This window comes from Rhodoplanes sp. SY1 (assembly GCF_046000175.1).
Classification (GTDB): domain Bacteria; phylum Pseudomonadota; class Alphaproteobacteria; order Rhizobiales; family Xanthobacteraceae; genus Rhodoplanes.
The window spans coordinates 1-5,948 of sequence record NZ_JBEOMB010000093.1; the positions used below are offsets into that span (position 1 = coordinate 1).

Here is a 5,948-nt window from a genome sequence, read left to right on the forward strand (position 1 = left end):
CGCGCGTCGTTATCACGACAAACATCCCTTTCACCGGATGCTGCACGGCGGCCGTTGCAGTCGCGGTCAGGTCCAGGCCTGGGCGCTCAACCGCTACTGCTACCAGGCCGTGATCCCGCTCAAGGACGCCGCCCTGATCGCCCGCTGCGACGACCCGGCGGTGCGGCGGGCCTGGCGCAGCCGGCTGGTCGATCACGACGGCGGCAGCGAAAACGAGGAGGGCGAGGGCGGCGATGGACGAGGCGGCGAGGGCGGTCTCGCCCGCTGGCTGACGCTGACCGACGGCCTCGGCCTCGCGCGCGAGACCGTCGTTTCGCAGACGCAGGCGTTGCCGGCGAGCCGGTTCGCGGCACTCGCCTATCTGGATTTCGTCCGCAGCCGGTCGCTCCTGGAGGCGATCGCGTCGTCGCTCACCGAGCTGTTCTCGCCCGCCGTCATCGGCGAGCGCATCGACGGCATGCTGAAGCACTACGACTTCGTCACGCCGGAGACGCTCGCCTATTTCCAGGCGCGGCCGCCGCAGGCGTCGCGCGACAGCGCGTTCGCGCTCCGCTACGTCAAGGCGCACGCGACCACGCCGGTGCTGCAGCGGCAGGTCCAGGACGCGCTGGTGTTCAAGTGCGAAGTGCTGTGGACGATGCTCGACGCGCTCTACGCGGCCTATGTGACTCCGGGCCACATCCCGCCGAGCGCCTTCGTGCCGGACGCCCGTGACACCGGCGCTCCCGTCGTCCCGGAGGCGACATGATGGAGAGCGGCATGGAGAACGGCGCGCTTCCGGCGGATGCGCGGCCGCGGCTCGCCCGCGGCGTCCGGCTGACGAACAGCGCGGCGCACGGCGGCCCGGTGCTGCTCGCGCCCGAGCGGATTCTGAAGCTCGACCCCGTCGCCGCCGACATCCTGGGGCGTTGCGATGGCAGTGCGACCATGACCGAGCTCGTCGACGCCCTCGCGAGTCACTATCAGGCCCCGCGCGAAAGGATCGCGGGCGATGTCGCGACGCTGCTCCGGGCGCTCGCCGACAAGCACCTCGTGGATCTGTGACGTGGATGCGCTGCCGCCGCCGCTGGGGCTGCTCGCCGAGCTGACGCATCGCTGTCCGCTCGGCTGCCCCTACTGCTCCAACCCGCTCTCGCTCGAGCCGCGCACCGACGAACTCGACACGGCGACCTGGAGCCGGGTGTTCCACGAGGCTGCGGCGCTCGGCGTTCTCCAGCTCCATCTCTCGGGCGGTGAGCCGGTGCTCCGTCCCGATCTCGTGGACCTCGTCGCTGCCGCACGGGCGGCCGGCGTCTACACTAACCTGATCACGTCGGCGGTCGGCCTCACCGAGCAGCGGCTCGCCGCGCTCGTCGAGGCCGGCCTCGATCACGTCCAGGTCTCGATCCAGGACGTCGACCCGGGCGAGGCGGATCGCATCGCCCGCCGGCCGGGGGCGTTCGCGCGTAAGCGCCGGATCGCGGAGGAGGCCGTCCGGCTGGGCCTGCCGCTCACCGTCAATTGCGTGATCCACCGCGGCAATATCGGCCGCATTCCGGCGATCGTCGCGCTCGCCGAGGCGCTCGGCGCCGGCCGCGTCGAGATCGCCCACGCGCAGTATCACGGCTGGGCGCTCGCCAACCGCTCCGCCCTGATGCCGACCCCGGATCAGGTCGCGACCGCCGCCGCCGCGCTCGATGTGGCGCGCGAGGCCGTGCGCGGCCGTCTGATCGTCGAGGCCGTGATGCCGGACCACCATGCCGGCCTCGCGAAGCCGTGCCTCGGCGGCTGGGGGCGCCGGTCGCTGAACGTGACGCCCTCCGGCCTGGTGCTGCCGTGCCACGCCGCCCAGACCATTCCGGGACTGGCGTTCTGGTCGGTGCGCGACCAGCCGCTCGATCGCATCTGGCGCACGTCACCGGCCTTCGCGGCGTTCCGCGGCACCGACTGGATGCGCGAGCCCTGCGCGAGCTGCGCGTGGCGCGACCGCGACTTCGGCGGCTGCCGGTGCCAGGCCCTCGCGCTCACCGGCGACGCGCGCGCCACCGATCCGGCCTGCCGGCTGTCACCGCACCACGCGATCGTCGTCGGCCTGGCCGCGGCGACGGACGACGCGCCGATCCGCTGGCGCGGCTGATCCCGCTCGCGCAGGTGCCAGCCGAGATGGCGCTCCTTCCCTAGAGTGGGGATCGCGCCACGTCGTCTCGCCGCCGTGATCGGCAGCGTCCAGCCGATCATCCTGCTGCAATGTCCTAGACGGCGCGGCCCTCGCGCACCGCCGTGACGATCGCCTGCCACCATCGCGGCTGTCTCATAGGAAGCTGCGGTACCAGGGGCACACAGCGATGCCGACCTCGGCCTGCTTGTTTGCACCAACGAGGCGATCGAAGTGGTACTCGCCGATCTCCTGTCATTCCACTCCACCGCACTACGCGGACGACTCGCTTGTTGCGCCTCGCAGTCAGTGGCCTTTCTTAATCGGCCCCGGTGCTCGCCCATGTCGGCGAGCCTGACCGGGGGGCGGCAAGGTGGGGCGGCAGGAGAGCAGAACCGAGGCTTCGGCGCGACAAGCGCGGATGCTGCGGACCGCGCTGGGATCGTCGATTGCCGGTTGGCTCGCCGATCCGAATGTCGTCGAGGTCATGCTCAATCCGGACGGTCGGCTGTGGGTCGATCGGCTCGCCGAGGGCCTGACGGACACCGGCGAGCATCTGTCCGCTGCCGATGGCGAACGGATCGTCCGTCTGGTGGCGCATCACGTCGGCGCCGAGGTGCATGCGGCGTCGCCACGGGTGTCGGCCGAGCTGCCGGAGACCGGCGAGCGGTTCGAGGGTCTGATCCCGCCGCTGGTCGCTGCCCCTGCATTCGCGATCCGCAAGCCAGCGGTTGCCGTCTTCACGCTCGACGATTACGCCGCCGCCGGGATCATGACGGCCGAACAGGCGGCAACTCTCTGTGACGCCGTCGCGCGACGCCGCAACGTGCTGGTCGCCGGCGGCACCTCGACCGGCAAGACGACGCTCGTCAACGCGCTGCTGGCCGAGGTCGCGAGCACGACCGATCGGGTCGTGCTGATCGAGGATACGCGCGAGCTTCAGTGCAGGGCCAAAAACCTGGTCGCGTTGCGGACCAAGGACGGCGTCGCGTCGCTCGCCGATCTCGTGCGCTCGTCGCTGCGGCTTCGCCCCGACCGCATCCCGATCGGCGAGGTGCGCGGCGCCGAGGCGCTCGACCTTCTCAAGGCCTGGGGGACTGGCCACCCTGGCGGGATCGGGACCATCCATGCCGGAACGGCGCTCGGGGCGCTGCGCCGTCTCGAGCAGCTCGTTCAGGAGGCGGTCGTCACCGTCCCGCGCGCCCTCATCGCCGAGACCATCGACGTGATCGCCGTCCTGGCCGGCCGCGGCAGCGAACGCCGTCTCATCGAGCTCGCCGCGGTATCCGGCCTCGGCCCGGCCGGCGACTACGTCCTCTCACCGGCCACCACGCTCACGACAGGAGAGTCCGCATGACCATCGCGACCGCGACGAATCCCATCCGCAACTTCGTTCTCACGACGACCTCGGCCGCCGTGCTCGCATTGATGGCGGCCCCGGCCCATGCGGCCGGCTCGAACATGCCGTGGGAGCAGCCGCTCCAGCAGGTCCTGCAATCGATCGAAGGGCCCGTCGCCAAGATCATGGCCGTGATCATCATCATCATGACCGGCCTGACGCTCGCCTTCGGCGACACGTCGGGCGGCGTTCGCCGGCTGGTGCAGATCGTGTTCGGCTTGTCGATCGCCTTCGCGGCGAGCTCGTTCTTCCTGTCCTTCTTCTCGTTCGGCGGCGGAGCGCTGCTGTGACGACCAGCACCGACCTGGTCCCAGGCTTCGAGGCACCGGTCCATCGCGCCCTGACCGACCCGATCCTGCTCGCCGGGGCGCCGCGTCCGATCGCAATCCTCAACGGAACGCTCGCCGCCGCGATAGGCCTCGGCCTGCGCCTGTGGATCGTCGGCCTGGTGCTCGGCCTCGTCGGGCACGGCGTGGCGGCGTGGGCGGCGAGGCGCGATCCGCTGTTCGTCGACGTCGTGCGTCGGCATCTGCGCTACCCCACCCACCTCGGTGCCTGAGCTGTTCGATGTTCAACCTCGCCGAATACCGCAACAAGCCGCAGCGTCTCGCCGACTTCCTGCCCTGGGCGGCCCTGGTCGCACCAGGCGTCGTCCTGAACAAGGATGGCTCGATCCAGCGCACGGCGCGATTCCGGGGCCCGGACCTCGAGTCGGCGACACCGGCCGAGCTGGTCGGCGTCGCCGGCCGGCTGAACGATGCCTTGCGCCGGCTCGGCTCCGGCTGGGCCGTCTTCGTCGAGGCGAGCCGTATTCCGGCGCAGGACTATCCGGCCAGCATCTATCCGGACCCGGCCTCGGCGCTGGTCGACGCCGAGCGCCGGGCCCAGTTCGAGGAGGAGGGCAGGCACTTCGAGAGCGCCTACCACCTCACGCTTCTGTTCCTGCCGCCGGCCGAGGAGGCCGCGCGCGCCGAGGCCTGGCTGTACGAGGGCCGCACCCCTGACGGAAGTGCGTCTGGGAACGAGGTGCTCACGACTTTCATCGACCGCACCGATCGGGTCCTCGCCCTGATCGATGGATTCGTGCCGGAGGCCGCCTGGCTGTCGGACGGCGAGACGCTGACCTGGCTGCATGCCTGCGTCTCGACGCGGCGGCACCGGGTGCGGGTCCGCGAGGTGCCGATGTATCTCGATGCGATCCTGGTCGACGAGCCGTTCACGGGCGGCCTCGCGCCGCGGCTCGGCAGCGCGCATCTGCGGGTCCTCACGGTGGCCGGGTTTCCGTCTGCGACCTGGCCCGGGATCCTCGACGAGCTGAACCGGCTCGCCTTCCCGTACCGCTGGTCGACCCGGGCGATCTGCCTCGACAAGACCGATGCCGTGAAGGTGCTCGGCCGCATCCGCCGCCACTGGTTCGCCAAGCGCAAGTCGGTCGCCGCGATCCTGAAGGAGGCGATCACCAACGAGGCGTCGACGCTTTTCGACAACGATGCCCACAACAAGGCGCTCGATGCCGACGCCGCTCTCCAGGAGCTCGGCGCCGACCTCGCCGGCGAGGCCTACGTGACCGCGTCCGTCGTCGTCTGGGACGACGACCCGAGCGGCGCCGACGAGAAGCTCCGGCTCGCCGCCAAGGTGATCGAAGGCCGCGGCTTCACCTGCATGCTGGAGGGCCTGAACGCCGTCGAGGCCTGGCTCGGCAGCCTGCCCGGGCACGTCTACGCCAATGTGCGCCAGCCGCCGATCTCGACCCTCAACCTCGCCCACATGATCCCGCTGTCGGCGGTCTGGGCTGGACCGGAGCGGAACCAGCACCTCGACGGACCGCCGCTCCTGTTCGCCCGGACCGAGGGCGCGACGCCGTTCCGGCTGTCGCTTCATGTCGGCGATGTCGGCCACACACTGGTGATCGGCCCGACCGGCGCCGGCAAGAGCGTGCTGCTCGCGCTCATGGCGCTGCAGTTCCGCCGCTACCCTGGCGCCCAGGTGTTCGCCTTCGACTTCGGCGGCTCGATCCGCGCGGCGGTGCTTGCCATGGGCGGCGACTGGCACGATCTCGGCGGCGGGCTCTCCGAGGACGCGACCGAGTCGGTCGCGCTGGCGCCCCTGTTCGCGATCGACGATCCGGCCGAACGCGCCTGGGCGTCCGAATGGCTCGCCGCGATCCTCGACCGGGAGGGCGTGACGGTCACGCCCGACGCCAAGGAGCACGTCTGGTCGGCCCTGACGTCGCTCGCCTCGGCGCCCGTGAACGAGCGGACCCTCACCGGGCTCACGGTGCTGTTGCAATCCGCCGGCCTGAAGCAGGCGCTGAAGCCGTACTGCCTCGGCGGAGCGTGGGGGCGGCTCCTCGACGCCGAAGCCGAACGGATCGGCGCATCCGACGTGCAGGCCTACGAGACCGAGGGGCTGATC

Annotated in this window: 7 protein-coding genes; all 7 read left to right on the plus strand. The window is 71.0% G+C overall.

Features of this window, described 5'->3' with window-relative positions; genetic code table 11:
• Positions 1 to 748 (plus strand): pyrroloquinoline-quinone synthase PqqC (pqqC, locus tag ABTU92_RS21325; RefSeq protein WP_408093633.1); only part of this gene is annotated, 748 nt, incomplete at its 5' end.
• Positions 745 to 1,044 (plus strand): pyrroloquinoline quinone biosynthesis peptide chaperone PqqD, encoded by a 300-nt coding sequence (gene pqqD, locus ABTU92_RS21330; protein WP_408093634.1) that lies wholly within the window; start codon positions 745 to 747, stop codon positions 1,042 to 1,044. The genes pqqC and pqqD, both read left to right, overlap by 4 nt.
• Before the next feature lies 1 nt (position 1,045).
• On the plus strand, positions 1,046 to 2,116 hold the full coding sequence (pqqE, locus tag ABTU92_RS21335; protein WP_408093635.1) for a pyrroloquinoline quinone biosynthesis protein PqqE: 1,071 nt from the start codon (positions 1,046 to 1,048) through the stop codon (positions 2,114 to 2,116).
• 439 nt (positions 2,117 to 2,555) lie between these two features.
• Positions 2,556 to 3,491: a P-type conjugative transfer ATPase TrbB gene (gene trbB, locus ABTU92_RS21340; protein WP_408093636.1), complete on the plus strand. Its 936-nt coding sequence runs from the start codon at positions 2,556 to 2,558 to the stop codon at positions 3,489 to 3,491.
• Positions 3,488 to 3,823, plus strand: coding sequence for a TrbC/VirB2 family protein (locus ABTU92_RS21345; RefSeq protein WP_408093637.1), 336 nt, complete (start codon positions 3,488 to 3,490; stop codon positions 3,821 to 3,823). Before trbB ends, ABTU92_RS21345 begins: the two co-directional genes overlap by 4 nt.
• On the plus strand, positions 3,820 to 4,092 hold the full coding sequence (locus ABTU92_RS21350) for a VirB3 family type IV secretion system protein (RefSeq protein WP_408093638.1): 273 nt from the start codon (positions 3,820 to 3,822) through the stop codon (positions 4,090 to 4,092). The genes ABTU92_RS21345 and ABTU92_RS21350 overlap by 4 nt, the downstream gene beginning before the upstream one ends.
• Positions 4,093 to 4,100: 8 nt before the next feature.
• The coding region (gene trbE, locus ABTU92_RS21355; RefSeq protein WP_408093639.1) for a conjugal transfer protein TrbE at positions 4,101 to 5,948 on the plus strand (1,848 nt) is incomplete at its 3' end.

Coding starts and splice junctions, on each gene's coding strand:
- pqqD (WP_408093634.1), top strand. CDS start 745: ATGATGGAGAGCGGCATGGAGAACGGCGCGCTTCCGGCGGATGCGCGG.
- trbB (WP_408093636.1), top strand. CDS start 2,556: ATGCTGCGGACCGCGCTGGGATCGTCGATTGCCGGTTGGCTCGCCGAT.
- ABTU92_RS21345 (WP_408093637.1), top strand. CDS start 3,488: ATGACCATCGCGACCGCGACGAATCCCATCCGCAACTTCGTTCTCACG.